This is a genomic window from Salmonella sp. 32020114201800008SM (assembly GCF_017572025.1).
In the GTDB taxonomy this organism is placed as follows: domain Bacteria; phylum Pseudomonadota; class Gammaproteobacteria; order Enterobacterales; family Enterobacteriaceae; genus Salmonella; species Salmonella enterica.
On record NZ_JAGEQM010000007.1, the window covers coordinates 74,625 to 97,585 of the forward strand.

Below are 22,961 nucleotides of genomic sequence, written 5' to 3' on the forward strand. Positions count from 1 at the left end.
CGTACATATACCTATTTGAAGTTGTGCCGGGAATTTTTTCACACGCCCGGCGCGTGCCTTAGTGGTAGACTATTTGCGCCAACAATCACCTACCCCTCGAAGGAGAAACCTGATGTCAGACTCTGACAACTTCCATGTATTGCCTCGTCCTGCCCCTGCACCTAAGCCAGAACCGGGGCAAGATAAAAAATAGGAATCCGGCATGACTAAACAAAGCTCCGAATATTTCCAGTTGCATTACTGCTATTACCTTGAGCTTATGACAGCGACACTTCACGGTAGGGCTGACAAATTGATGACTGCTATTCAGATTATTAGCGGTACTGCTGTCATAGCCGATACCGGGCTGGAATGGGTATTCGCTTTGCCCGTTGTTGTAATCGCAACAATTCAACTTGTGTGGCAACCCGCAATTATTTCCGAGCGTGCTAGCGTACAAAGCCGTCAGTACGGTGAATTGCTTTATGCTGGGGATGAATTGACCCCGGAACTGATTGCACAAAAATTGAAAACACTGCATCACTCTGATTCCGCACCTTTCGGTTCTTTGTTAAATCCAGCCTACAAAAGAGCAGCTATTGCATGTGGTCGGTCTGACGACACTAAGCTCAGCTTCCAGGAAAAGCTTTTCGCCTGGTTTGCAGGATGCCTGCCACGTTAAAACTTAGACGTTGTAGCAATCTCTTTTTACCTATTCCCCGGACAGCCTGCTGCCGGGGAGACAGTTCAATACATGGATGCCACTTTTTTCCGCAAGGTAAATAAATCCAGCCGTGACCGTAGTGCATTGCTGGGCTTTGCTTAACGAGAAGTGATGCAAAAGATGGTTCTCTAGTCAGCATAGCCACCTCAGATCAGACCGAATGAAGCGCCGAGGCCCGTCACGGTATCCACCGCGCTTGCCATCGCCGGGTTAGCCTGCAAACGTGCCTGTATGGAAACGGCAGCCAGTGCCATTAAGCGAGTAACAGAGTTGATGCTACTGATAACATCGCGGCGGCCTGCAGTAGTTTTCACATCACCCGATACAGCACCGGCAGCAATACGTCCGATTTCAGCAGTAGCGCTCATGACATAATGTGGCAGCTTCTCTTTTGCCACTTCGTTCATCGGTACGCATGGCAGGCAGTGAATCTGAGCCAAAAAACCGTCAACGAGCGTAGAGTCCTCAGTAAGATCGGTAAGCAGCCAGATCTCCGACGGCGTGAGCTGATGCGGTTGTTCCGGGTTCAGCTTGTTACGCAGCGTCTGGACTTTCATTCCCGCGCGTTCTGCCAGCTTCGCCATGTTGTGACGCAGCGCGAAAACCCGGCAGGCTTCGTCAAAGTGTGGATGTTTGGAAATCTTATAATCAAACATGCAAGCCCCTTAGAAAGTTCTCATAATCGAACTTACTAACCAACAATGACGCGGAAGTTGGAATGACCAAGAGACTCACGAACCTGGTCGGTTTTGTACATCAGGTACCGCAGGCTTACACGTCCTTTATTTTTTTCTTTCTTCACCATGTACTTAGCAAGCTGACCATGGTGAATTTTTTGATACACAGAGCCACGGGAGATACCTTCCCACTCCGCGAACTCAGCAGGCGTTGCCATCTCTTTTGGTACACGAATTGAAATATCAGTACTCATAGTGCAGTATCTCTTAGTTTGGGTTCGTTTTATCTTGTTTTATGTGGTTTGGTTTTGCTTTTCAAACCATGAATGGATATTAAGATCACTTTTTATATACATCAAGAGGTTTGATTATGAGTTTAATCAAGGCGGGGAATGATAGTGGTGGGCGCGATGCGATTAACAGGCTTATTAAGGCTTACAATTTCAGCTCACGACAGCAGCTCTGCGAACATCTGGAAGTATCAAAAAGCACTATGGCTAACAGATACTTAAGGGATAGTTTCCCTGCTGAATGGGTAATTCAATGCGCTCTTGAAACAGGAATTTCCCTTCTATGGCTGGCTACGGGACAAGGAGATATGTATGCGTGTGAGAACGAAGAAAGAAATCTCAAAAACGAAACCTCCGTCACGGTAAGACCACTTTCTAAAATTGTTGCTCCTAGCATCAAACATGTTGAACTGAAGAACGGTGAACTGCAGCCAAGTGATGAAATTCTTCTTGATAGCAGACTGCTCGATGGTGACTCATCCAACTCTTTATTTGTAAAAACAGCTACTGATAGCTTTGTTGTGGATACGTCTGTTAAACAAGTCAGTAATGGCTTCTGGTTAGTCGATATGGACGGAGTTAAAAGCATCGTCAAAATCGCTCGCATTCCAGGCAACAAAATTGTAGTTCACCAAGATGAAACATCATTTGAATGCTCGGTCGACGACATTGAAGCTATCGGGCGTGCAGTCAAAGTAATCAAGAGCCTCTAACTTATGAGCATCAGAAAACAGCCTAACGGAAAATGGTTGTGTGAATGCTACCCGAACGGACGGGATGGCAAACGTGTACGCAAGCAATTTGCGACTAAAGGCGAGGCCATAGCATTCGAAAACCACACCATGGATGAGGTGAACAAAAAACCGTGGCTGGGGGAGAAGGAAGATCGGCGGCATTTGTCAGAAGTGATTGATCAGTGGCATTCACTTTATGGGCAGACGCTGGCAGACCCCAAACGCCTGATGGCAAAACTCAGCATTATTTGTAATGGCTTGGGCGATCCCATTGCCTCAGAGTTAACCGCAGGCGATTTTACGAAATACAGGGAAGCACGGTTAAAAGGTGAAGTAAAAAATGAAGATGGCGTGCTTATGTCGCCAGTTAAGCCCCGTACGGTAAACCTTGAACAACGTAACCTATCATCTGTTTTTGGCACACTGAAAAATCTGGGCCACTGGTCAGCACCCAACCCGCTCGCTGGGCTACCAACATTCAAAATCGCAGAGGGCGAACTGGCGTTCCTGGCACCGGAAGAAATTAAACGTCTACTGGATGCCTGTGCTGATTCTCAGAGTCCCAGTTTGCTGATGATTGCAAAAGTATGCCTGGCAACTGGCGCCCGATGGAGTGAAGCTGAAAACCTGCAGGGCCATCAGCTATCAAAATACCGCATCACTTATACCAAGACGAAGGGCAAGAAAAACCGTACCGTGCCAATATCTCAGGATCTGTATGAAGAACTCCCCAAAAACAGAGGGAAGCTATTCACGCCATGCAGAAAAGCTTTTGAGCGTGCAGTAAAAAGAGCTGGTATTGAGCTACCAGAAGGCCAATGTACCCACGTGCTGCGCCATACCTTCGCCAGCCACTTTATGATGAACGGCGGAAACATACTGGTACTGCGCGATATTCTGGGCCACGCAGATATAAAAATGACGATGGTTTACGCTCACTTTGCCCCTGACCACCTCGAAGACGCAGTGACAAAAAACCCGCTTCACAACCTCAATTGGAAACGCTAATTTATGGCGGCATTTTGGCGGCAGGGCATTAAAAATGCGTAAAACGGACGAACACTGAATAATACTAACTCGCTGTTTTTAAACGCAATACACTGTTTTTACTATACTAAAAATGGTATGTAGGAATTTCGGACGCGGGTTCAACTCCCGCCAGCTCCACCACTTTTTAGTTGTTTGAAGTACAATGAAGTCTACTAAGCCCGCACAGCACAAGCTCTGCGGGCTTTTTTACGTCTATTGTCGTCCAGGGAGAATTGCTGAGAACTATCACTTATGGCACCCTGAATGGGACCCACTAAGAAGGGTCCAAAAACCGAGGGTCCCAAAATGGCAAAAATCGCTAAGAAGCTCACTGACACTGAAATCAAAAGCACCAAGCCAGCCGACAAAGAAATCAACTTGTTTGACGGAGATGGTTTGCTACTACGAATCGCTCCCCTCTCGAAAGGAGGAAAGAAGAATTGGTATTTCAGGTATGCAGTGCCAGTCAGTAAAAAAAGAACCAAAATGAGCCTTGGGACATATCCTCACCTTACACTGGCAAGAGCCAGAGCCTTACGAGATGAATACCTTTCCTTGCTTGCTAATGGCATTGATCCCCAAGTTCATAACAACGATAAAGCTAATGCCTTAAAGAATGCTACTGAACACACTCTCCAAGCCGTGGCAAGGAAATGGTTGGATGAGAAGGTAAAGACCTCAGGTATCTCACAAGACCATGCAGCAGACATCTGGCGCAGCTTAGAGAGAAATGTCTTTCCTGGCCTGGGTAATGTCCCTATCAATGAGATCCGACCTAAGCTCTTAAAACAACACCTTGATCCTATTGAGCAACGAGGCGTATTGGAAACTCTACGCCGCATCATTTCACGTCTGAATGAAATCTTCCGGTGGGCAGCCACTGAAGAACTTATTGAGTTCAATCCGGCTGACAACCTTGGTCAAAGATTCAGTAAACCAAAAAAGCAAAATATGCCTGCCCTTCCCCCAAGCGAATTGCCAAGGTTTATGGAATCTTTGACGAATGCGTCAATCCGGCTGGAAACACGTATGCTAATTGAATGGCAATTGTTGACATGGGTTCGTCCGGGTGAAGCCGTTCGCGCAAGGTGGTCTGATATTGATACAACCAACAACATTTGGAACATTCCTGCTGATTTTATGAAAATGAAAAAGCCTCACAAAGTTCCTTTGAGTAAAGAAGCTTTGCACATCCTTGAATTAATGAAATCAATAAGTGGGCATAGAGAATGGGTTTTCCCCAGCATTAAAGCGCCTCTTAATCATATGCATGAACAAACAGCCAACGCAGCTATTATCCGAATGGGGTTTGGAGGCGAACTTGTAGCTCACGGTATGCGTTCGATTGCAAGAACAGCGGCAGAGGAGTCTGGTAAGTTCAGAGCTGAAGTTCTTGAGGCAGCACTCGCCCACTCTAAAAAAGATGAAATTATCGCAGCATACAATCGTGCAGAATATCTGATAGAACGACAGAGTTTGATGCAATGGTGGAGTGATTACGTTCAAACTCAAAGAGTTAAAGCTATCGCTGCTTGACTGATACAGGGGATTAGCAAGAAGGATAGGGATAGCCTGGAAAGCCCATATACTGACGAATGCCCCTTAGCTAAAACATTCTCATCGGATTGAAAGCGCACATGTACATAAAACCAGTATAAAAACATAAGGTTATATAACTAAACTTTGATACGTATGCTTCCATATGTTTTTAGTGTTTGATATGGTGAAAAAAAGATACTGATGTTTTTTTATGCTTTCATTGCTTGTTTCCTTAGTGGGCTACCATATGGATTTCTTTGAAAAAACTAATGCTGACAAAAATTCAATAGGTTTTACCTATCAAGATTACGTTGCTTTAAAACATGCCTTAGAGCTTAAACCAGAAGAACACATTGGGATTGAAGTTTATGACGATCTCCATCTTGAGAGCATCGAGGGTCATAAAACTTTGGTTCAAGTTAAACATTCAATTAACAAGTCTAATATAACTAATAAAGACATAGACTTATGGAAAACATTATATAATTGGTCAGAGGCGATTAAGACCATAGGCGACAAAAGCATTAGCCTTATTTTTTACACTAACAAAGGTCTTACCTTAGAGCCTGGTATCGTGCAACTTTTGACTAACGACACTAAGGACATTGAAAAAATAAAAGATGAAATAGAAAAGATAGAACAAGATCATAAAAATAAGTCAGATGACCTCTATAAGTATATTTCTATCATAAACTCACTCGATAGCAATTCTTCTAAACGTTTATTTAATAGTATAAGTTTTCAACATAGCGAAGATGGGATCATCCGCCAAATAAAAACATTACTAAAAACATTAGCAATCCCTGATGATAAAATAGATGATGCTTTTAATTATATTTCAGGTGCTTTTTTTAAACATAAATATGATTTGGTTAAAAATCACACCAAAATAAATATAAGTTATGATGATTTTCGAAATAATTTAGGAATAGATAGGATTATTCAAATTTCAAGAAATTGTATAAATAATTTCGACCAATACTACGATTTTGAATCTGCATACCCAACTAACGTTGAATCAAAGATATCTTACAAACAACTTAAAGATTTGGATTTGAATAGCGATTCAATCGTAAAATATATAAATGAAATGGCCAAAACAGAAGCTTTCATTCAAAAATTGCAAAGCTCTGGAGATTTAACAACTCAAGAAGAAAGACTAATATATCTAAAAGCGCTTGATGAATGGCAATCACGTCATTCAGCAACGTATATACGAAGCCGTTTTACAGAAATAAATGAAGATCATCTTAATAAAGCCTTCTCTGTCTATACTGAATTGACAGGAAACTGTAATATTGTGTTGGATAAAAATCAATTACCTAAATCTATGACTACAGGAACGTTCTTGCTCCTTTCAGATAAGCCCAAAATAGGATGGCTTCAAAACTGGGAGTCAGTCTATAAATGAAAATATATAACAATGAACTTTTGGGTATATTCTCTTTGCAAGAGGTGTTATCAATAGCATCAAATATTGAAATAAGCAATGCAATGCTAATTTTACCAATTATATTTCATAAAAAAAGCTTAGATTACCTTGCACACAAGAGAACCAATACACTATCTTTTCAAGATCTACTATTAACCAAGCCCGAAATAATAGTATCCATAAATAAAAGATTCTATAATTTCCTTCCATCCTCAGTTAATTGTGTTTCATTGTGCCTTGAAAATGGAATAGCTGAATTAGAACACGGTAAATTAGCATTTAAAAACAAGTTAATATTAGATAATGCGATCCCGTTTATTGGCAAAAGAGCCGTAAAAATACAGGCAGCATCTATAAACGTTGCACGTTTATTATTAGAAGAACCACACAATATATATGACATTTGTGGAGTTAGATTATAATGCAGATTACTAATATTTTAATATGGCAAATTGATTCAACCTTGAGGAATTTAGAACTTGAGGAAAATAAGGTAAATGTAATAACAGGTGATTCTGGCAAAGGGAAATCCTCAATACTGGCTATCATTGATTATTGCCTTTTATCCTCATCATCTGATGGTATATCAAAAACAAATGTCGATAATTTTGTAAATTGGTATGGGATTAGATTAAGTATAAACGGTAAATATTTCACTATTTGTAGAAAAGCGACACACTTTGAAGAAGATGATCTAGTTTACTTTGACAAAAATGGAGACATTCCACAAATCCCTATTAACAATATCAAAAAGGATGTTTTAAAAGAACATCTGAATTATGAGTTTGGTATTAATAGTTCTCTAAAAATCCCTTATGGTGGTAGATTCATACAACAAGGGTCAAAAGTATCCTATAGATATTTTATCCCGCATTGCTTTATAGATCAAACAACACTAACTTCTTCAGAACATCTTTATTCGAAAATCTCTGATTTAAAGACAAGAGAGCGTATTGACCGAACCTTTGACATGGCTCTTGGCAGTGAAAACGCCGAAACTATGATAATGAGAACGCGGTTAGAAGAATTACAAAGGAATCTTGCTCGTATCGAATATAAACAGTCGGCTAGCAAAGACTCTTATTTCAATTTCGAAAGTGAAATAGAATCACTATACGACAGGGCGTATTATTTTGGTTTAATAAGTGAAAACAGCAAGAATGAACCAACTGTAAGTGATAAACTTGAAAATTTGAAAGCGATAGTTAATTACAAGGATATAAACGAAATCCCAGCAATTAATGAAAGAACAAAAATTGAAAAAGAACTTTTCCTCTTAAAAAAAGAACTGACAGACATTAATGAATATATAGAAACAAATACTGAATATAAGAAGTTTTTAAAAGATAACCAAGACTCTCTTTTAATAGCCAAATATCTAGATGATAATTATAGCGAAATTTTATATACAAAAAACATCTATTCAATCATTAAATCCTTATTGAACCAAAGCTCAGAGATAAAAAAGGCTATAGCCGAAAAAGGACAAAACTCACTCATATCAAAAACAAATGCTAAGAGAAAAGAGTTAGAACTTAAAATATCATCCTTGAGTAAAAAACTTGCAACTGTTAGTGATGAAAAAATCACACCAATCGAGCTTTATCGGTTCATGGGTGAACTCAGCTCTGAAATTAAACGGATAGTTGTTCTCCCTAAATATGATTATACTGATACTATAGAAAAGATAACTACTAAAATTAATGAGTTAGAAAGCAAGATAACAGATAATAATGCCTTTAAAGAATATACATTGAGTTTACTGAACGGAAAAATAAAGGAAATATTCAAACGGATGCCTTTAAAAGGATTTGAGGATGCAACTCCGATATTCAACAAGGCAAAAAAAACACTTGATTTGATAAATAAAAATCAAGTTGAAAAAATGATAGATATTGGAAGTGCTTCTAACTATATGTATGTACATGTAGCTTATTTCCTTGCACTTCACGAATTGGTAAGAGATAGAAAAGTACCGTGGGTTCCACGATTCTTAGTCATTGACCAGCCCAGCACTCCATATTTTAGTACTGCTGGTAAAAAAACTGATGACTTTGCAAGTCTTGATGCAGCCCTAAGTGAAATTAATTCTTTTGTTGAGAAAATGCGGTCTCATGGTGGTTTCCAAATAATACTGTTAGAGCATATTGAAGAGTCTTATTGGCTTGACAGAGAAATGACGAACTTTACTCTTGTTGATAATGAATTAAGAGGCAATTATGGTTTAATTCATTTCAAATAAAATCGAACAGAGATTATGAGGGCACTATGATTGCATACATAGTGCCACAGCTTATCAGCTACGAGGTTTATAACCAACATCCAGGATAAATTTTGAAAGTTCTGAACGTGTTATATCAATATCATATGCGCTGCATAACATAGCAAGTGCTTGAGCAAATTTTATTCTTATCTTTTGCAGATTTTTATACATCTTCACATTAGCATCAGCAGAATTAGAAATCTTATGAAGACTCATAAGTTCTTCACTCATAGTCAAAACCAAATTTAATAAAACTAATGAAACCGACTCATCATTGCATTTCAGCCTAACATTTTCCGTCTCTTTCTTTATTTCTTCCAGGCTTTTTATAACTGCATAAATAATTTCCTCGTCAAGAGGAGCTGTTAAGACTTTCTTTGGTTCAAGAAATTTTATATAACGTTCAATTTCAACTTTATTAGGGTTTTTCTTGATTAAATCCTTCAGGGTAATACCAGATATCGAAACACCGGAACCAATAACAGAGATAATATCCATTATGATCGACATAGATAACTCCTATCACACTCAAAATTAATTTCTCTCGAAGTATATTCCTTATCGTATTACTAAGCAAAATCAATGAGAAAAAAGTACTTTTTGCCCAAGAAAGCTGGACAGTGCTAGATAATCAAACGATAATATTATTATGATTGCTAAAACATCTACTTTCCCTTTATAAACAAAGAGTTAACTTAAATTATGGATATAAGAGAGTTTATCGGGAACTATCGAAATCATCCAGTACTGTTCATTGGAACTGGATTCAGTTTGAGATATCTGTCAAATTCCTTTGATTGGAATGGTCTCCTATCTCATATCTGCTTTGAGCTTACCGGTGATAAAGAATCTTATCTTGACATTAAATCAAAATGTCAAATAAATGGTGAGTATAAATATGAAAAAATTGCAAGCAATATAGAAAGATTATTTAACGAAACTTTATCTAATGACAGAAATGGTAAATTCAAAGAAATAAATGATATTTTCTATACTGAAATGGATAAAGGTGTTAATTTAAGTAGATTTAAAATATATATAACTAAAATATTATCAACCACTTTAATTAAAGAAGAAAAAAATGACGAAATAGCTGAACTGATAAAAATGAGAAAAAATATTGGTTCAATTATTACTACTAATTATGACACTTTGATTGAACAATTTTTTGAATTCGAACCCCTAATAGGTAATAGCATACTTTTAAGTAATCCTTATGGGTCTGTATATAAAATACATGGTTGTGTCTCTGCCCCTTCCGAACTAACGATTACAGAAGAAGATTATGACTATTTCGATAACAAATATGAACTAATTAGAGCACAATTACTCTCATTATTCATACATAATCCGGTTATCTTTATTGGTTATAGCATAAGCGATAGAAACATACAGCAAATTTTAAAGACTATTTTTTCCTATGTACCTACTAACTCAGATATAGCTAATAAAATAAGAAGTAATTTTTTACTTGTCGAATATGAAAAAGATTCACGATCTAATACTATATCTGAACACGATATATATATAGGAAATGCTACCACTATAAGAATAAATAAAATAAAGACTGATGATTACGCTTCTATATATGAAAGTTTGTCAGATTTAATCTTACCAGTTTCAGCAATGGATATTAGAAAAGTTCAAAAAGTCTGGAATGAAATAAAAAGTGGTGGGGATATAGAAGTAAAAATCACAGAAGATTTAGACCAGTTAAAAAATGGACAAATGGTATTAGCCGTAGGTTCTCATAAACGAGTCAAGTATGAGTTCCAAACCAAGCCTGAGATGATGCAAGATTATTTCAAGATTGTTGAGGAAGCAAATAAGCAATTAATTATATTGTTAAATAAACAGAAAATACAAAGTTCCCAGTTCTTTCCAATCTTTGCATTCAGTGAAATCTGCCCTGAACTTGATAATGTAGAAATTTATAAGGAACAACAAAGAAGGAAACTTGCTGATCATTTTGAGCGGACAACTGCAAACAATTGCAGCAATATTCACAATACTATTTCAGAAATTATTGAAGACAGGGCATTACCTATCTCAAAAAAAGATGACTGCATCTTTCATAGTTATTATCAAGATAGAATACAATCTGAGGATATTAAGAGTTATTTATTATCTTTCGAAGATAAAAATAGCACAGTATATAGACGATTATTATGCTTGTACGATTATAAATATTATGACATTTAAATTTCAATTAAAAAATTTGAGGCAAAAATGAATAAACTCTTTCCAATATTTTTATTATTACCTTTAGCTGTCTACGCAGAACCACCAAAGATTGTTTCTCCAATTGATCATGCGCCGTTGTTCCATGCCTGCTCCGAAAAGCAAGAAAAATTAAATATTTCAAGCAACCAATTAATTGATAAATTAGTTGCTATATATCATATAAATAGAAAGACAGCAGAAAGGGTAGTATCTCTATTAGATACAATACCTGCTGCTGCGCAACCAGGTTTTGACTGTTCGAATGTTGACACAGAATATAATAACATTCATAAATAAAGAGAAATAAAAGGCCTTCTTATTCATAAGCAGGCCTTTTACTAAAATTGACAACATGGTTAAAACATTGTAGTTATTTATCACATTAATAATAATTACAGAGGTTCACACCATGAAAATAACTAAATTACTTTTTCTTCTGACAAGCATAGCTTTCTCAACAAATAGTTTTGCTAATGAATCAAATAATCCAAGTGATGACGTGCAAGAAAAGCTTGGTTCTCAATATTCACAGATTGCTTATGAATATCTTACTTTACATAAAGATAATAATATTTTTATTGATGAGAAAAATATAAATGAAAAATATACGCAAGAAGAATTCAAAAGATTATACACTCGTCAATTTAACACGAATTACAAATATTACTCACTTATGATAAAAAATCATCCAGAAGAATTCAAAAAGAGAATTTCTTTATTAAATGAAATTAGAGAAACAAACAAACCATGTCCGCATAACGGTTTGATTAATCAATGTTTGTTTTCAAGATCTCAATTTTTAGACTTCAATATAAAATTATCAAGCATGATTTTAAATGGTGAATCAAAACCGGAGATCGACCGAATATTTAAATCAAAAAAATTAGAAGAAAAACAATTTCAATTATTGAAAAACATGTTAATTGAACAAGGCACAAGAACCAAGCTATAAGCAAGGGCTAACTCATCGAAGCGCTACGCTGCTTCTTCGAGTTCCCCTTGTTTTTTCGCCCTTTGGTTGAAAAAAATTAAAAGCAAAATCAACACACTGCGTTGACATTATTCGCATCTATTATATAAATAAATTAAGCATAAGGAGTATGCTTTTATTTAATTATATGAAAAGGAGTTCACATGACCGAAAATAATACTTTTAATAAGATCGTTGTGAGTAAGCATTCCCGTAATGGAAGCGTTAACGAAGCGAAGCTCTCACACAACCAGCTTCGTTCTCATTGCGTCAGTGTCAGATTTAATGATGAAGAGCTAACTCTTCTCAATAAGAGACGTGGCCGTCATCGTAAAGGCGAGTGGCTTCGCTTATCTTTACTTAATAAACTTCCTGCTGTCGTTCCAGCTATCAATATTGAAGCCTGGAAAATCCTTGGTGAGATTTCGCAGAAGCTAAACAAGCTTGTGGCTCATCTTGATAGCAAGAGCTATGAAAGCTCTCTGACGCAAACTGAACTCTTCGCCGTAAAGCGTCAGGTCTCAGAAATTCGCTTGCATTTAATTACCGCAGACCTGTGGAGAGCTTCCCATGAAGGGAATGCAGAAGATAAAGAGAGGTAAGAGCTTCGCTGGTGTAGTGCTTTACGCATTAAAACCAGCTTCTCATCATAAAAAAGATCCGATAGTGATTGGCGGGAACATGGATGGAAGCGCCGCTGAAGATCTGATAGTTGAATTTAATACCACAAAAGCGCTTCGTCGTGATGTGGTCAAACCCGTATGGCACAATTCGCTTCGTTTGCCGAAGAACGAAGCGTTAACAAATTCAGAATGGGCAATCATAGCTGATGACTACATGAAGCGTATGGGCTTCTCTGAAACGCATCTCAGATGCTACGTCCTACATGACGACGAAGATGGCCAGCACATCCATATCATCGCCAGCAGAGTGTCTCTTAATGCCGGAAAGCTCTACCTCGGCAGGAATGAGAACCTGGCAAGCACGAGAATAATTCAGCAACTTGAAAGAGATTACAATCTGACAAGAACCAAAGGACCGAAAGCATCTCCAGCAGCGCCCTCACCTAAACCGAAGCTCAAAAAATCCCGTAATGAGCTGATGATAGAAAAGAGAACTGGTGAGCTATGCCCTAAAACCATTATCCAAAACGCTCTGGAAGTACTCCTTGCCAATAAACTGTCAACCACTGAGTTTGTGCATCAACTTGTCGCACAAAACATCAGAGTAATCCCGAACATCGCTTCTACCGGACGCATGAACGGCTTCTCATTCGAATACGACGGGATTGCTTTCAAAGCATCTCAGCTTGGCAAAGGCTATTCCTGGACGGCTTTACAGGACAAACTCGATTATCAGCCGGAACGCGATAATGCTTTCCTGTTTAAACTGAAATCCTCTGTCAGAGAAACATCTGTTAGTGCAACTCATGATATGGCCATAACTACAGATGCTCCTGAAATCATGACAGAATACGTTAACCGCCCCATAGAAGCACTTATCCATGATAACCATAACCGTGCTGATCAGGACGAATACACTAACGCTTCTGTAAAGCAGCTTCACTTAGAAGCAGGTGCTGGTGCTCAAGAAGCGTTTGCAACCGAAGCGGTAAAAGAAGCCGCCAAGCGAAGCTATATGGTTTCAACATTCAGATGGTTAGAGACCATCCCCTATATCAATACCATTATTACCATCTTCAAAAACCTCAAAATCCCAACCCTTAAACGTCCAAGAAAACACAAAACTATCACTGGTGTGAAGATGATAGAGATAACACATCTCTCCCAAAAAAATCCTACCGAATCAGTATCCCTACCTAGAAGAGCGTCGCTTTCGATGTAAGGCTGGCAAGCCTTCTTTGATAGATACAGCACAACAGATTGATCGCTTATACCGATCGATAATCTAGCTCTGATAGTTTCAATCTATCATTAATCAGTAATCGATCGGTACAAGTGATTTGCGTTTCCTGCAAACTCAGTCAAAATGTCAATTTACAAGTGTTCATCTAATAGACTGATTTAACTAGTTTATTTTCTTATTCCAATATGAAGCAGGTTTTGAAATGGCAGATACCATCTCGTGTGTATTCCTTGATTTCTCCATAAAACGAATATGACTTCATTCAGAACACATAGGAACTTGTATGAGTATCTCCACTACGAAACACCATAACATTGGCCTGTCTGAGCACCAGCAACAAGAAATCATTACGAATGAATTCGAAGTGTTTGGTGAAACTTTCAAGTTTGCGGAGATGTTCTCTGCGACTGTCATCAGTTCCAACCCAACAAATGCTCAGATCTTGGTAAAAACAGATGATGGCGATGAAAAGCAGATTTCAGCTTATGGACTCGCGTTCAGGAACTCACACAGGATTCGTCTATATGAGCTTCGAAAGTATAGTAACGATAACTTTTGTGTCGTATATGCCGATGCGCTCATTGTTAATTTAAACACTGGTGAATATAAATTAAACTTAAACAGAAAAACTGTCATTATTCCAGCCTTTCTGACAATGCTGTTCCATAATGCTTCTACAGCATCGTATTACAGAGCAATGCCTGTTTCGAAACTATTCTCTATTATTTTCATTTTACTTTGTGCTGTTGCACTTATTTCATTTCTCACATTGCCTTGGGGCTTTAAAGATGGATATGTGTGGGATGAGCACAAGTATATGTGGTTCACATATTTCCTCTCAAGGATCGGAAGTTTCGTTTGTATTAAATGGATTAAAAGAAGAAGCGAGAGGTTTGATCATGAACTCAGAAATCTTATTGACTTACTAAAAAGTTAAAAATTATAAGCAACAAAGAGTTAGCCCGTAGATTCCTACTACGGGCTTTTAAAAGAATCACAATCCATATTTTCTTTTCTTCTCTTTGATGGATAAAGCTCTTTTTAGGGTAGAAGCCTCATGTTTCCTTCTCTCATTAATGTAGACTTTTTCGGTTCTACTGCCATTGCTCACAATGAAATCGATAAGTGAAGAACATACATGCTTCATACGCTCTTTGTTGATCAAATCATCATCCAGTTTATTTATATGACTATAATATGAAAGTAGCAGAAAGGTTAAAACAACCTCCCTGTTGGAGAAGGTCATTTTTTCGATACCACTTTGGTATTTGATATAAAATCCTGCACAAAAAAGATATGCGTTCTCTATAATTTCTTTCTCTTCAAAACCTGATTGCGTAAGTTTATCCACAAATCTATCAAGCAGAAGAAGATACCTTTCCATGAGATTAATATTTAATTTTTCCATAATATGCATCCTTGCAATTTGTTTTGTCATCCTGATATACAATAAATACCAGCATTAAATTAAAAATCAATAGTACAGTAAAAATATATTTACAGAATGTAATATTAAATTTACTTAATTATCGTTTTTTGCACGCAAAGGTTCATTTAGCTGATGTGGCTTAAGTCCATACTTATATGAATTGTACTGCCATAGTGTAAACTGTTCTTTATATCTGGTGTTTTGCTTCTTCAGAATTTCATTTTCCGCTTCCAGATTTTTTATCCTCTGTGCAGCAATTTTCAGGTTAGCAGGTTTTTTAAGAGGATTTTCATCGTGTTTTAATTTTTCCTTTTTCAATAGATATGCATTCACTATATCTTTGTGCATACTCAATGACTGTCGAGTGGGTTTCTTTCCAATATGTGGTTTTACAGATTCACATAATGAATCCCATGTTAACTTACCATTCCATGTCTGGATGGTGCTTTTAATTCTATTTATATCTTTTCTTGTTAAATGTTTTGCCATATCACCACCTATTTAATTCATTAATTTTTATAAGTTATTTTTTAATTTTTTTCGGGATCTTTTTGTCTAAAATGGACAACACTTCTTCGTAGTGAGCAACCCATCTATCGGCACCATAATGATCATCATCCACAGCATCTTTAGCCATTTGCCAGAGTGAGCGGATTTTTTTGATGCTTTGTTCTCTTTGCTGTTCACTCATTTTGCTATGCCCTACCCATCCATAATGGGCGGTTTCAGATAATTTCCTGCAAGGGGGGATGACGTAATCGTGAATACAATATCCATGAGGTGTTAAGTGAATAGCCCCACTCTCTGAATCATTAAACACTCCAGTCCCGACAGGCAGAATCTCACCAGGCTTGGGCTGGTAGCAATAACGATGATTCCCCAGCTTCAGTGTCCCGACTTTTTCAAGCATCTCTTCCTGCGAAGTATGGTTGTAGTCTCGGTTTTGCATCACACTGACTCTACCCGACCATTTTGCGATATCTAACTCTGATAATTCACCGAGATGAGCAAGTGTGTTTAGCAAATGTCTTGGCTGATGAGAACGCAGATATAACGCTTTGCCTGAATCATCCAGGTAGTCGTAACGCGCAAAGATATTTTTCATTACCTGTCTGTTTTTTCTTGCCTTCTCTATATCCTGCGTAAAGAAGTCATAGGTTGGCCTGTATAATACGTAATCAACTGTCATTTTCAGCTCATGGCACTGATGCAGATTCAAAAGACACAATGCATTGCTGTATTTCACTGATTTCTCTTCATCAAACCAGGGAAAATCCGCAGGTAATAATCCAGTTATCATTTTCCATAGTTTTCTCAGTGTGTAATGCCCGTCTTTTGGATTCAGGAACGAAGTGCCCCCGTCGAGACTCGTGCGCTTCAGTTTTTCAATACATTGCTTCTTATCATTTAGTGGATAACCAAGCGCGTGGCAAACCTGAATAGCATCAAGGGGTTTATCTTCACTTACTTCAGGGCAAAGCGAGTGTCTATAAAATTTATCCGGCGAGGATTCATACCATCCTGCAAGTGTGCGTGCGTTTTCAGACAGTCTGCGCAGTCTGCTAATGGCTTTTCTGGCAACGGGCACGATTACGTCAGGTATCCACTTGATAGTAGCACCATAGCCTTTTACGGAATAAAAACGCAGCCCATATCGCTCTACCCCGTTTTTATCATTTCGGGTAATTTCACAGTCAGCACGCAAGGCCAGTATTTCTGAGGCACGACTTGGTGAACACATCAGTAGCGCAAAAGCTGAGGCTGTAAACAGATCTCTCTCACTGAGTTCTTCATCCGGTCGGGAAAAAATTTCGGCTATAGCGAGTAAAGCTCGCTCATCCGGTAATTTATTTTTTCTGTCTTCATTTTCTTTCTCAGGAAGATAATTATTTTTAGTATGGGGTTTGACCGGATTGACCCACCCAAGGAAGCCACACTTCACAAAATGATATTCAGATAAAAACTTAGCCAGTTTTTCAATCTCATAGCCACATTTATACAGGAAATTTTTTCCATAATGCTGACCTGCAATCTGCAAAGCTTCATCAAGAACAATGACCGAAGTATTATAAACATAAGCATTCTGATGAACCTGTAAAAGTGCTTTTTCCAGGCACTTCAACACCGTTATTGCCGTACCAGGCTTTTTAACTGGGTTCAGTGCCTGCTGATATCGAATATAGCTTTTTGCAAAATCTACAAAGTTTTTATCTAACAAGTATTCATCTTTAAATGTGCCACAGCCAGTGTCCAATTTTCTAAAAATGGCAATACCTTTCCAGACAGGCGAATCCCATTTCAGCTCTGCTCCTAACACGGTTAATTTACCACGGCAAAAGCTGATAAATTCCTGAACATTTCTTTCTGCATCTAAATCGGAGTGAGATTTGAATACAATAACATTATTCATATATCACCTCTTTGTTATCAGCATTATTGTGTAATGGTCTGAAATAAATACAGCTATGACATGGTATTGTTGAAGTATCGACGCAGGATGAACATGTTTTTTTCGTCAATAAACCATGATTGCCATTGGCTCTATCCCCCTGCACTTTCCCAAGAAAAACATTAGCAAGAAAGGCCAGTTTCTTAGAAACTGCATGACTAATTTTTTCGGCATTATCGGGAAGGTTTTCAATATAAATTCCTGCACTGGCGATTGAAGAGTGATCTAACAGTTCGGCAATAACCTGTACGCTACATCCTTCACGGGCCAGTCTTGTCCCAATGGTATAACGAAGCCTGCGCGCACTCATTTTCATGGGCTGTGCCGTTTTTTCCGAAATTACATTTTCTTTTTTAATTATTTTTTTCAGGATAATATCAACAGTATGTTTTGATGCATGAAGTCTGTCAGAAACTAGTAAGTCTAAGATTTTCTCTCTTCCGACCAGCATCTTACAATGGGTTCTGTCAAGGAAAACGGGAACCTCATCTTTTTCTGCTGGCTTAAGTGCCCTGCCAATTTGAGATTCAATAAGTGCAACAGAGGCGCTGGCTTGTTGGTTGAGGATATCAAACATAGATTTATTAATATTCAATGACCTGAAAGACTGCCTGAACCCAAGACCTTGCTTAACTCTGGGAATATTTATAAGAAACCTCACTTCGCCATTGCGTGTCCTTTCTTTTACTATATCTTTCAATTTTAATGACATGATTTGCAATGGTCTTCGCCCTGAAAAACTCGCTAACAATGACGCAGAAAACTCATGCAGTGCTATTTTTTTATTTCTGTAAGCACTGTATATAGCCTGATTCAGAGTCTCATGCTCATTATCAGTCAATGCCCCTTTATCCGGGTTGTCCTGTCTTATGATATTCCCTGCTTCTTTAACTTTTAACCTTGTTGCTTTCAGAAGTGTTATTACTTTTTCATCAATGCCATAGTAGCCCAGAGAATGCCATCTGATGAAAAAACATCTCAAACTCACTAAATTCTGCATTTTCCATTTAGGCAGTGAAGCTCTGTAGTTTAAGATAACCGATTCATCAATATATTCAGGGGATACCTTACTAATAAAATCATTCATGGCATTATTTATTTTCGATACATAGCTGGGGCTATATCGGCAGGCATAAAAAGCAAGCGTATTCAGATATCCATCAATTAATTTTGATTCAAGGAGAAGTGATACTGCCTCAACATTAACAAGGCTATTTCTGTTTAATCTCCACTTTCCATCATTGATACAAAATGAATAGTCAGACTGTTTTGCTTTTAAAAATACTCTATTTTCCTGAAATTTTAAATCATTCATTAATGTATCCCTCCATCAGTTGGTTCTGCATGGCAAGAGAAGTTTTGTGAGCCTCTTCAACCAAATGCCTTCTGTTATAAATTTGCGCCGTTCCAGAACCCGTTTTCCATCCCATAAGATACGATCTGATTTGTTCTTCCTTTTCCTCCGAAAAAGTCTCATCCATCCCATCTACCACTGAGGAAAACTCATAATTCCATGTATGTCTTAATTTATGTCCTGTTAGTTCGGCCAGTTCAGGTGAAGTCTCGCTTATCATATTAATAATTTTATGATATGCAGAAAAAGACAATGGTTTTCCCTGTGAATATCCTTTTTTATATGTAATAAAGAGAAAATCGTTACCTTTTGAATTATTCACATGACGCCTATCCTGCATAATATAATTAAATAACTCAGCCATTAATGTATTGCCCACAGAAAACATTCTCTCACAAGTCTTCACAAGTGGTTGATTAACTCTTGGATCAAACTTATCATTGGGTCGTCTTTTTATTACAATCATTCCTGAAGAAAAATCGATATCCCTGATGCGAAGATTTAACAACTCTCCTGCCCTGATCCCAAAAGAAAAAAGCAGTAATATAATCAATCGGTTTCTTGACTGAACTTCATCAGCAAAAGGATTAAGTTCAGAGCCAGGTCTGACTATCTCAAATAAAATATCAAGCTGTTCTCTGCTTAATGTTTTCTCATGGATTTGATTTTTATATCCATTTTCATTTGATGGTCTTTTAATTTTTAGCTTATCAATAAAACTGTCCATTATTTTTTGATTATCTTTACTCTTAGTTCCGATTGTGTGAACTTCACACAGCCATTCAAGATAATTAATAATAACGGTCAACCTGAAATATTTTGTCGGTTCTTTAACAACACTACGCTCATGCAAAAATGTTGTTCTTTTGTCTTTGAAGTTTTTCGAAGCGAAATCAGCCAAATCATCAATTTCATTAAGATCCAGAAATTGCAACGTAGCTATTCTCTCTCTTATATCTATTCCCCTGAGAGAAAAAAATCGATATAGTAATGCCAGATTTCCACCAATAGCCTCCATCGTGTTGATCGACTTTGATCTGTTCCTGACTTGTGTAGTTATATAGAGGTTTGGATAATATAAAGGTTCTCCTGATATTTTATCTATCACATGGCAAAACCTTTCTCCACTTTCAAAAACAAAAGAATTAACGCTGTATTTTCTCATATCATCTCCTTTAAATTTTACATTTCTATATAGGTGATATATATTAATATGCAATGATATTATTTTTTGCAAAAATAATATTTTTTAATTTTATTATTTTTGTTTGAAATCAATAATGTATCAGTGAAAATTTTCGCACCTTATATAAGGTGAATCTAGTATATTTTATGTTTCCCTAATACTTACCAGTTAACCTCTGAGCCTTAGAAATACTAAGTTAACTTTAATCTGTAAATTTTACTGTAAAATATACATACCTTTTATTCATTTATTTTTTACATTATTGGTAAATTGCAGTTTTTTATATTCCAAAGAAAGGCCTTTATTAATTTAATCAGGCAACGTGCTTTCTTGAATTTTCGATAGTTAATTGAATCCATTCGTCTACTTCACTTTCAATGAAAGCAACTGCACGAGATCCAATTTTGACTGGTGATGGGAAACAGCCTTTGCTGATTAGATGATAGATCCACGCTTTACCATAACCGGTTCGATTTAGAACCTCTGGTAAACGAATAAGGCGAGTATTGTGCTGATTCATATTTTATTCCTCATTTCAGTTGCGATGGGAATTACTATATAAATGAATCAGCAGGAAAAAGACCGAAGCCGAGAACGCCAGAGCTAATGGAGGTTGGTCTTAGTCAGAATCAGCGATTTTCATCACGTCTGAAACTCTGATCTTTTTTAGGTGGTCGTTTTTGTTGATGAACAGATGAAACTGACGGATGAACGGTATACTCGCGGCCTTCAGAGCAAGGGGTCTGTCCGTATCCCTGATTTGGTGGTTCAGGCGGGTTTGTTCTTCATCATCATCATCCGTGTACAGGAGCCGGGAAAGGCGGTCTTCGGATACACGAACTTGGTGCAGGTTTGACCATACCAAGATATCAATAAGGGGTATAAGTCTGTAGTTGATGATTTTCTTAATCGTTCCATAACCAAAGCGAATAGCTTCCGTTACATCTGGTTCTATACCACGCACTTTACGCCATTGAGGAAGTGCAGCTTTGAGTGATTCAGCGATCTCTTCATCTGTCCCGTTTGCTAGGTCAATTTCGACCATGACCGTATCTCTGAACAATTTTGGCAAAACTTCCGATACAGGGCTATCGAGGAATTCTCTGTTAACAGAATACTCATCGCTTCCATCCCAGAAGAACAATGAATTTCGCAGTCCAACGATGCTGAGTTGTGCCAGTCGTTCGGTGGTTGTGAGAAAAAAGTGCGGGGGCTGATACAATGTGTCCTCTCTTGTGAGATAACCTAAATGCTTTTCTGTGATGAGAAAGGGATTTCCATTGAAGATCCTGTCGATGTAGAGGCTTACGGCCTTCGCTTCAAATTCTTCATGGTAAGGTTTGAAGAACAAGGTTCTTGCAAGTAGTTCATGATAAAGCTGCATGAGTGGAAGCTCTTCGAATCCGCGATATGTATCTATGTCCAGCCACTTCTTCACCTCTCTCGTATGCTCAACTGACCAGTTTTTCATAACAATCTCCAACAGGCGTTAGTCTTAATGTATGTAGCTAACGTAATCGACATGTTAAAGGAAGACCAATGAAATGAGTTCAGATGCCATTAGGAAGTTGAACCAAGAGGTTTGATATTTTTTGATACAGTTTGCCAACGGACTATTTTCAGGAGGTCATGCCGTTACGATTTATGGTTCCTTTATAGAACCAAAGGTAAAGCCATAAACAACAGGTATCTAGCAAATTCAATGAAATAGATATCTAGTTACAGGGACGCCAGCCCACCAAATATTGATGTACTGAAGTTCAGTAAAGTCTACTAAGCCCGTATAGCACAAGCTCTGCGGGCTTTTTTACGTCCATTGCCGCCTGGTGAGGATTGCAGAGAACCTTACGGACACTGGAGTCAAATGACGCGGTGGGTAAAGCGGCTGCGCGATGGGTGACAGGGCAAAACGCCAAAAGTCTCACCAATAACTCCTGAAAGAATTGGAATACGAGAGTCAAAGAAAATAGAACACTCACTGAGAGTCCTGCCTGGCTGGGGCAAAGCTCGCAGTCAGACTGTCGAGCATAAAGATAAGCAGTTGCCCGTGAGACGCCAGGATGTTGGGCTACGGTATCCATAGATTTGCGAAGATTCAGCAGACCTTCTTTGCGAAGCTTTAATGATCAATTCTTTTCTGTCAGCTGCTTTAAGCGTCCTGGCCGTAGTGGCACGAGCAGCGGCGAAACTATCTATGCGCTGTCGAATGGTCTCTGTTCCTCCAGGAGCAATATTTTCTCACGGAATTTTTTATTACCGTAGGCGTTATTCAGCGTAGTCCGAAGACGTGATCCTGCTCACCCAGTCAAACATAACTTGCATATGATTGCCATTGGATGTCCTCACACCAACCTGACACGCATTTACGCCTGTCGTTTTGCCAGTCAAAACCTGTCCATACTTCATATAGATTTTGATACCGACTCCCTGTTTATAGCACTTATTGCAAATCGAGAAATAATCTCTTCTCGATGGAGTATATTGCTGAAGATTAAATTCGTCAGTCGGCATCAGCGAAAGATTAAAAGCGTCATTACCTGATAATTCTTCAAGAATTGCCAGAGACTCTAATTTAACTTCAATGCGCTTATTTCCTTTAGGTTTATCCGAAGCCAGAATCAAATTTTCCCTCGGATTAAACTTCGCAATGTAGCCTATGATTATCCGGGCATTATTACTCACCAATCGAACAGGGATATCATTAAAACGTAGAAATTGAACTCGACGAGCAAGCATAGAATAATCCCGCGGCCATATTTCAGCCTCTCGCCCGTAGGAAATATCATTTACAGCCATACATTCCATAAATATATATTC

At 38.0% G+C, this 22,961-nt stretch carries 25 protein-coding genes and 1 pseudogene; 13 read left to right on the forward strand and 13 right to left on the reverse strand.

All coding sequences use genetic code 11. The features are described from left to right. Positions 1-202 precede the first annotated feature (202 nt). Positions 203-661 (forward strand): hypothetical protein, encoded by a 459-nt coding sequence (locus tag J4613_RS18225; RefSeq protein ID WP_000166366.1) that lies wholly within the window; start codon positions 203-205, stop codon positions 659-661. On the opposite strand, the gene J4613_RS18230 is transcribed toward J4613_RS18225, so the two are convergent. From J4613_RS18230 to J4613_RS18240, 3 genes are read right to left on the reverse strand one after another with little or no spacing between them, the layout of a single operon-like run. After that, positions 609-842, reverse strand: a complete 234-nt coding sequence (locus tag J4613_RS18230; protein WP_000957775.1) for a phage filamentation protein Fil family protein — start codon at positions 840-842, stop codon at positions 609-611. The genes J4613_RS18225 and J4613_RS18230 overlap by 53 nt on opposite strands. A 7-nt stretch (positions 843-849) precedes the next feature. Next, entirely contained in the window at positions 850-1,359 is a 510-nt protein-coding gene (locus J4613_RS18235; protein ID WP_000460862.1) for a phage regulatory CII family protein, read from the reverse strand. Between the two features lie 35 nt (positions 1,360-1,394). After that, positions 1,395-1,634 (reverse strand): hypothetical protein, encoded by a 240-nt coding sequence (locus J4613_RS18240; protein WP_000102104.1) that lies wholly within the window; start codon positions 1,632-1,634, stop codon positions 1,395-1,397. Between the two features lie 116 nt (positions 1,635-1,750). Here J4613_RS18240 and J4613_RS18245 point away from each other — a divergent pair, with 116 nt between their 5' ends. The 6 genes from J4613_RS18245 (at position 1,751) to J4613_RS18270 (ending at position 8,646) form a co-directional block, all read left to right on the forward strand. After that, positions 1,751-2,383 carry a helix-turn-helix domain-containing protein gene (locus J4613_RS18245; RefSeq protein WP_000052559.1) on the forward strand — a complete coding sequence of 211 codons (633 nt, stop codon included), beginning with the start codon at positions 1,751-1,753 and terminating at the stop codon, positions 2,381-2,383. Positions 2,384-2,386: 3 nt separating this feature from the next. Beyond that, the gene (locus J4613_RS18250; protein ID WP_208293668.1) at positions 2,387-3,412 is read left to right on the forward strand and encodes a site-specific integrase; all 1,026 of its coding nucleotides are present in this window, start codon (positions 2,387-2,389) and stop codon (positions 3,410-3,412) included. Between the two features lie 327 nt (positions 3,413-3,739). Continuing rightward, positions 3,740-4,969, forward strand: a complete 1,230-nt coding sequence (locus J4613_RS18255) for an integrase domain-containing protein (RefSeq protein ID WP_053884584.1) — start codon at positions 3,740-3,742, stop codon at positions 4,967-4,969. Between the two features lie 250 nt (positions 4,970-5,219). Further along, on the forward strand, positions 5,220-6,383 hold the full coding sequence (locus J4613_RS18260; RefSeq protein WP_223271244.1) for a hypothetical protein: 1,164 nt from the start codon (positions 5,220-5,222) through the stop codon (positions 6,381-6,383). Then, the gene (locus J4613_RS18265) at positions 6,380-6,826 is read left to right on the forward strand and encodes a three component ABC system middle component (protein ID WP_000708540.1); all 447 of its coding nucleotides are present in this window, start codon (positions 6,380-6,382) and stop codon (positions 6,824-6,826) included. Before J4613_RS18260 ends, J4613_RS18265 begins: the two co-directional genes overlap by 4 nt. Beyond that, positions 6,826-8,646 carry a DUF3732 domain-containing protein gene (locus J4613_RS18270; RefSeq protein ID WP_077516592.1) on the forward strand — a complete coding sequence of 607 codons (1,821 nt, stop codon included), beginning with the start codon at positions 6,826-6,828 and terminating at the stop codon, positions 8,644-8,646. The genes J4613_RS18265 and J4613_RS18270 overlap by 1 nt, the downstream gene beginning before the upstream one ends. A gap of 54 nt (positions 8,647-8,700) precedes the next feature. On the opposite strand, the gene J4613_RS18275 is transcribed toward J4613_RS18270, so the two are convergent. Continuing rightward, a complete protein-coding gene (locus tag J4613_RS18275) occupies positions 8,701-9,177 on the reverse strand; it encodes a hypothetical protein (RefSeq protein ID WP_048990929.1) in 477 nt (158 codons plus the stop codon). 192 nt (positions 9,178-9,369) lie between these two features. Between J4613_RS18275 and J4613_RS18280 the strand changes: the two genes are divergently transcribed. The 6 genes from J4613_RS18280 (at position 9,370) to J4613_RS18305 (ending at position 14,663) form a co-directional block, all read left to right on the forward strand. Next, positions 9,370-10,869, forward strand: coding sequence for an SIR2 family protein (locus J4613_RS18280; RefSeq protein ID WP_048990928.1), 1,500 nt, complete (start codon positions 9,370-9,372; stop codon positions 10,867-10,869). 27 nt (positions 10,870-10,896) lie between these two features. Continuing rightward, positions 10,897-11,187: a hypothetical protein gene (locus J4613_RS18285; protein WP_136698985.1), complete on the forward strand. Its 291-nt coding sequence runs from the start codon at positions 10,897-10,899 to the stop codon at positions 11,185-11,187. Positions 11,188-11,299: 112 nt separating this feature from the next. After that, a complete protein-coding gene (locus tag J4613_RS18290; RefSeq protein ID WP_077516590.1) occupies positions 11,300-11,842 on the forward strand; it encodes a hypothetical protein in 543 nt (180 codons plus the stop codon). A gap of 182 nt (positions 11,843-12,024) precedes the next feature. Next, complete coding sequence (locus tag J4613_RS18295; RefSeq protein ID WP_048990926.1) at positions 12,025-12,462, forward strand: hypothetical protein; 438 nt, start codon at positions 12,025-12,027, stop codon at positions 12,460-12,462. Then, positions 12,431-13,705 carry a relaxase/mobilization nuclease domain-containing protein gene (locus tag J4613_RS18300; protein ID WP_048990923.1) on the forward strand — a complete coding sequence of 425 codons (1,275 nt, stop codon included), beginning with the start codon at positions 12,431-12,433 and terminating at the stop codon, positions 13,703-13,705. The genes J4613_RS18295 and J4613_RS18300 overlap by 32 nt, the downstream gene beginning before the upstream one ends. 304 nt (positions 13,706-14,009) lie before the next feature. After that, entirely contained in the window at positions 14,010-14,663 is a 654-nt protein-coding gene (locus tag J4613_RS18305; protein ID WP_048990921.1) for a hypothetical protein, read from the forward strand. A gap of 57 nt (positions 14,664-14,720) precedes the next feature. On the opposite strand, the gene J4613_RS18310 is transcribed toward J4613_RS18305, so the two are convergent. The 9 genes and pseudogenes from J4613_RS18310 to fljA form a co-directional block, all read right to left on the reverse strand. Next, positions 14,721-15,134 (reverse strand): hypothetical protein, encoded by a 414-nt coding sequence (locus tag J4613_RS18310; RefSeq protein WP_048990919.1) that lies wholly within the window; start codon positions 15,132-15,134, stop codon positions 14,721-14,723. Between the two features lie 114 nt (positions 15,135-15,248). After that, a complete protein-coding gene (locus J4613_RS18315; RefSeq protein WP_048990917.1) occupies positions 15,249-15,644 on the reverse strand; it encodes a hypothetical protein in 396 nt (131 codons plus the stop codon). A gap of 34 nt (positions 15,645-15,678) precedes the next feature. Then, positions 15,679-17,565, reverse strand: coding sequence for a DNA-binding protein (locus J4613_RS18320; protein ID WP_077516586.1), 1,887 nt, complete (start codon positions 17,563-17,565; stop codon positions 15,679-15,681). Then, on the reverse strand, positions 17,558-18,919 hold the full coding sequence (locus J4613_RS18325; RefSeq protein WP_224481976.1) for a site-specific integrase: 1,362 nt from the start codon (positions 18,917-18,919) through the stop codon (positions 17,558-17,560). Before J4613_RS18325 ends, J4613_RS18320 begins: the two co-directional genes overlap by 8 nt. Next, the gene (locus tag J4613_RS18330; protein ID WP_208293669.1) at positions 18,912-20,123 is read right to left on the reverse strand and encodes a site-specific integrase; all 1,212 of its coding nucleotides are present in this window, start codon (positions 20,121-20,123) and stop codon (positions 18,912-18,914) included. Before J4613_RS18330 ends, J4613_RS18325 begins: the two co-directional genes overlap by 8 nt. Before the next feature lie 334 nt (positions 20,124-20,457). Further along, entirely contained in the window at positions 20,458-20,664 is a 207-nt protein-coding gene (locus J4613_RS18335; RefSeq protein ID WP_001071601.1) for an AlpA family transcriptional regulator, read from the reverse strand. 99 nt (positions 20,665-20,763) lie between these two features. Next, positions 20,764-21,615 carry a DUF6387 family protein gene (locus J4613_RS18340; RefSeq protein ID WP_048990909.1) on the reverse strand — a complete coding sequence of 284 codons (852 nt, stop codon included), beginning with the start codon at positions 21,613-21,615 and terminating at the stop codon, positions 20,764-20,766. A gap of 544 nt (positions 21,616-22,159) precedes the next feature. Beyond that, positions 22,160-22,382: pseudogene (locus J4613_RS22745) on the reverse strand (helix-turn-helix domain-containing protein); the annotation flags it as partial. Positions 22,383-22,409: 27 nt separating this feature from the next. Beyond that, positions 22,410-22,949 (reverse strand): phase 1 flagellin gene repressor FljA, encoded by a 540-nt coding sequence (gene fljA, locus J4613_RS18345; protein ID WP_000388995.1) that lies wholly within the window; start codon positions 22,947-22,949, stop codon positions 22,410-22,412. Positions 22,950-22,961: the final 12 nt, after the last annotated feature.

What these genes read in the sequence shown, in the direction of transcription:
- J4613_RS18320 (WP_077516586.1), bottom strand. Translation starts at nt 17,565, where the DNA reads ATGAATAATGTTATTGTATTCAAATCTCACTCCGATTTAGATGCAGAA.
- J4613_RS18280 (WP_048990928.1), top strand. Translation starts at nt 9,370, where the DNA reads ATGGATATAAGAGAGTTTATCGGGAACTATCGAAATCATCCAGTACTG.
- J4613_RS18330 (WP_208293669.1), bottom strand. Translation starts at nt 20,123, where the DNA reads ATGAGAAAATACAGCGTTAATTCTTTTGTTTTTGAAAGTGGAGAAAGG.
- J4613_RS18340 (WP_048990909.1), bottom strand. Translation starts at nt 21,615, where the DNA reads ATGAAAAACTGGTCAGTTGAGCATACGAGAGAGGTGAAGAAGTGGCTG.
- J4613_RS18285 (WP_136698985.1), top strand. Translation starts at nt 10,897, where the DNA reads ATGAATAAACTCTTTCCAATATTTTTATTATTACCTTTAGCTGTCTAC.
- J4613_RS18300 (WP_048990923.1), top strand. Translation starts at nt 12,431, where the DNA reads ATGAAGGGAATGCAGAAGATAAAGAGAGGTAAGAGCTTCGCTGGTGTA.
- J4613_RS18310 (WP_048990919.1), bottom strand. Translation starts at nt 15,134, where the DNA reads ATGGAAAAATTAAATATTAATCTCATGGAAAGGTATCTTCTTCTGCTT.
- J4613_RS18265 (WP_000708540.1), top strand. Translation starts at nt 6,380, where the DNA reads ATGAAAATATATAACAATGAACTTTTGGGTATATTCTCTTTGCAAGAG.
- J4613_RS18250 (WP_208293668.1), top strand. Translation starts at nt 2,387, where the DNA reads ATGAGCATCAGAAAACAGCCTAACGGAAAATGGTTGTGTGAATGCTAC.
- J4613_RS18295 (WP_048990926.1), top strand. Translation starts at nt 12,025, where the DNA reads ATGACCGAAAATAATACTTTTAATAAGATCGTTGTGAGTAAGCATTCC.
- J4613_RS18235 (WP_000460862.1), bottom strand. Translation starts at nt 1,359, where the DNA reads ATGTTTGATTATAAGATTTCCAAACATCCACACTTTGACGAAGCCTGC.
- J4613_RS18255 (WP_053884584.1), top strand. Translation starts at nt 3,740, where the DNA reads ATGGCAAAAATCGCTAAGAAGCTCACTGACACTGAAATCAAAAGCACC.
- J4613_RS18260 (WP_223271244.1), top strand. Translation starts at nt 5,220, where the DNA reads ATGGATTTCTTTGAAAAAACTAATGCTGACAAAAATTCAATAGGTTTT.
- J4613_RS18325 (WP_224481976.1), bottom strand. Translation starts at nt 18,919, where the DNA reads ATGAATGATTTAAAATTTCAGGAAAATAGAGTATTTTTAAAAGCAAAA.
- J4613_RS18230 (WP_000957775.1), bottom strand. Translation starts at nt 842, where the DNA reads ATGCTGACTAGAGAACCATCTTTTGCATCACTTCTCGTTAAGCAAAGC.
- J4613_RS18225 (WP_000166366.1), top strand. Translation starts at nt 203, where the DNA reads ATGACTAAACAAAGCTCCGAATATTTCCAGTTGCATTACTGCTATTAC.
- fljA (WP_000388995.1), bottom strand. Translation starts at nt 22,949, where the DNA reads ATGGAATGTATGGCTGTAAATGATATTTCCTACGGGCGAGAGGCTGAA.
- J4613_RS18335 (WP_001071601.1), bottom strand. Translation starts at nt 20,664, where the DNA reads ATGAATCAGCACAATACTCGCCTTATTCGTTTACCAGAGGTTCTAAAT.
- J4613_RS18315 (WP_048990917.1), bottom strand. Translation starts at nt 15,644, where the DNA reads ATGGCAAAACATTTAACAAGAAAAGATATAAATAGAATTAAAAGCACC.
- J4613_RS18290 (WP_077516590.1), top strand. Translation starts at nt 11,300, where the DNA reads ATGAAAATAACTAAATTACTTTTTCTTCTGACAAGCATAGCTTTCTCA.
- J4613_RS18245 (WP_000052559.1), top strand. Translation starts at nt 1,751, where the DNA reads ATGAGTTTAATCAAGGCGGGGAATGATAGTGGTGGGCGCGATGCGATT.
- J4613_RS18240 (WP_000102104.1), bottom strand. Translation starts at nt 1,634, where the DNA reads ATGAGTACTGATATTTCAATTCGTGTACCAAAAGAGATGGCAACGCCT.
- J4613_RS18270 (WP_077516592.1), top strand. Translation starts at nt 6,826, where the DNA reads ATGCAGATTACTAATATTTTAATATGGCAAATTGATTCAACCTTGAGG.
- J4613_RS18275 (WP_048990929.1), bottom strand. Translation starts at nt 9,177, where the DNA reads ATGTCGATCATAATGGATATTATCTCTGTTATTGGTTCCGGTGTTTCG.
- J4613_RS18305 (WP_048990921.1), top strand. Translation starts at nt 14,010, where the DNA reads ATGAGTATCTCCACTACGAAACACCATAACATTGGCCTGTCTGAGCAC.